This is a genomic window from Serratia sp. PL7 (assembly GCF_945957435.1).
On sequence record NZ_CAMFLB010000079.1, the window covers coordinates 1 to 2,374 of the forward strand.

A 2,374-nucleotide genomic window follows, 5' to 3' on the forward strand; every position below is an offset into this window, starting at 1 on the left:
AAGCTTAATACGGCTCAACCCGAATTTGCCCACATAACCATGTGGACGGCCAGTTTGGCGGCAGCGTTTACGCTGACGAGACGGGCTGGAATCACGCGGCAGAGTTTGCAGCTTGAGAACGGCATTCCAACGATCTTCATCGGATGCGTTCACATCAGAGATAATAGCTTTCAGTTCAGCGCGTTTTGCAAAGAACTTGTCAGCTAATTTCACGCGCTTGACTTCGCGTGCTTTCATTGATTGCTTAGCCATCAGTAACCCTGCCTTACTTGCGGAACGGGAAGTTAAAAGCAGCCAGCAGCGCGCGGCCTTCATCATCAGATTTCGCAGTAGTGGTAATGGTAATATCCAAACCACGAACGCGATCGACTTTGTCGTAGTCGATTTCTGGGAAGATGATTTGCTCACGCACGCCCATGCTGTAGTTGCCACGGCCATCGAATGACTTGGCGGACAGGCCACGGAAGTCACGGATACGTGGAACAGCAATGGAGATCAGACGCTCAAAGAACTCCCACATGCGTTCGCCACGCAGAGTTACTTTACAGCCGATCGGATAGCCCTGACGGATTTTGAAGCCTGCAACAGATTTGCGGGCTTTGGTGATCAACGGTTTTTGACCGGAGATAGCTGCCAGGTCCGCTGCGGCGTTATCCAGCAGTTTCTTGTCAGCAATCGCTTCACCAACACCCATGTTCAGGGTGATCTTCTCGACCCGAGGGACTTGCATGACAGAGTTGTAATCAAACTGAGACATCAGTTGTTTGACTACCTCGTCTTTGTAGTAATCATGCAGTTTCGCCATCGTATTACTCCAAATTACTTGATAGTTTCGCTGTTAGACTTGAAGAAACGGACTTTTTTGCCGTCTTCGAATCTAAAGCCTACACGGTCAGCCTTGCCGGTAGCCGCGTTGAAGATAGCAATGTTAGAAACCTGAATTGCAGCTTCTTTTTCAACAATGCCGCCTGGTTGGTTCAGAGCCGGAACCGGCTTCTGGTGTTTCTTAACCAGGTTGATGCCTTCAACAATGACCTTGCCAGCAGACAGGACATTTTTTACTTTACCGCGCTTACCTTTGTCTTTCCCGGTAATCACGATAACTTCGTCATCACGACGGATCTTCGCTGCCATGTTCGCTCCTTAGAGTACTTCTGGTGCCAGAGAGATAATTTTCATGAACTTCTCATTACGCAGTTCACGAGTTACCGGCCCAAAAATACGCGTACCGATAGGCTGCTCGCTGTTATTGTTCAAAATAACGCATGCATTACCATCGAAGCGAATGACAGAACCGTCCGGGCGACGTACACCCTTCTTGGTGCGCACCACTACCGCCTTCAGAACATCGCCTTTCTTCACCTTACCGCGAGGAATTGCTTCCTTGATGGTAATTTTGATGATGTCGCCGACGCCTGCGTAGCGACGGTGCGAGCCACCTAGAACCTTGATACACATTACGCGACGTGCACCGGAGTTGTCGGCGACGTTCAGCATAGTCTGTTCTTGGATCATTTTAGTGCTCCGCTAATGTCAACTACTACTTTAAAGACCCAAGTAAAAATTAGGCCGTTGAAAAGCCCCATAACCGAGGGCGCAGCATTATAACACCGCTTACTTGGTATGGGTAGAAAAAATAAACGGCTCATTTTCTGAGCCGTTTATTAAGTGAGAGCCAGCTACTCTATTACAGAATCGCTTTCTCTACAACGCGAACCAACGTCCAGGACTTAGTCTTGGACAGTGGGCGGCATTCGCGGATTTCCACCACGTCGCCGGTACCACATTCGTTGTTCTCGTCATGTACGTGCAGCTTGGTCGTACGTTTGATGAATTTCCCGTAGATCGGGTGCTTCACAGTACGCTCGATAGCAACAACGATGGATTTCTCCATTTTATCGCTAACAACACGACCCTGCAGGGTACGGATAACTTCAGTCATTTACACACCCGCCTTTTGAGTCAGTAAAGTCTTAACGCGTGCGACGTCACGACGCACTTGTTTCAACAGGTGAGTTTGTTGCAGCTGGCCACTGGCCGCCTGCATGCGCAAGTTGAATTGCTCACGCAGCAGGTTGAGCAGCTCGGCATTCAGCTCTTCAACGCTTTTTTCACGCAGCTCTTGTGCTTTCATTACATCACCGTCTTAGTTACAAAGGTGGTTTTGATCGGCAGTTTCGCTGCTGCCAGTTTGAATGCCTCGCGGGCAACCTCTTCTGGCACGCCGTCCATTTCGTACAGGACCTTACCAGGCTGGATCAGGGCAACCCAATACTCCACGTTACCCTTACCTTTACCCATACGCACTTCCAGCGGCTTCTCGGTGATCGGTTTGTCCGGGAATACACGGATCCAGATCTTGCCTTGACGCTTA

General features: G+C 49.7%; 7 protein-coding genes. All 7 read right to left on the reverse strand.

Going from position 1 to position 2,374, the window contains the following annotated elements:
• Positions 1–252 (reverse strand): 30S ribosomal protein S14 (gene rpsN, locus N6G83_RS54130; RefSeq protein ID WP_260524418.1); only part of this gene is annotated, 252 nt, incomplete at its 3' end.
• Positions 253–265: 13 nt separating this feature from the next.
• Positions 266–805, reverse strand: coding sequence for a 50S ribosomal protein L5 (gene rplE / locus N6G83_RS54135; RefSeq protein WP_004929756.1), 540 nt, complete (start codon positions 803–805; stop codon positions 266–268).
• Between the two features lie 14 nt (positions 806–819).
• Entirely contained in the window at positions 820–1,134 is a 315-nt protein-coding gene (rplX, locus tag N6G83_RS54140; RefSeq protein WP_004929758.1) for a 50S ribosomal protein L24, read from the reverse strand.
• 9 nt (positions 1,135–1,143) lie between these two features.
• Positions 1,144–1,515 carry a 50S ribosomal protein L14 gene (rplN, locus tag N6G83_RS54145; protein WP_000613954.1) on the reverse strand — a complete coding sequence of 124 codons (372 nt, stop codon included), beginning with the start codon at positions 1,513–1,515 and terminating at the stop codon, positions 1,144–1,146.
• Positions 1,516–1,687: 172 nt separating this feature from the next.
• Positions 1,688–1,942, reverse strand: a complete 255-nt coding sequence (gene rpsQ / locus N6G83_RS54150) for a 30S ribosomal protein S17 (protein WP_004929760.1) — start codon at positions 1,940–1,942, stop codon at positions 1,688–1,690.
• Positions 1,943–2,134, reverse strand: a complete 192-nt coding sequence (rpmC, locus tag N6G83_RS54155) for a 50S ribosomal protein L29 (protein ID WP_004929762.1) — start codon at positions 2,132–2,134, stop codon at positions 1,943–1,945. It lies immediately after the preceding gene.
• Positions 2,134–2,374, reverse strand: a 241-nt coding sequence (gene rplP / locus N6G83_RS54160; protein WP_260524419.1) for a 50S ribosomal protein L16, incomplete at its 5' end; no start/stop codon positions are given. The genes rpmC and rplP, both read right to left, overlap by 1 nt.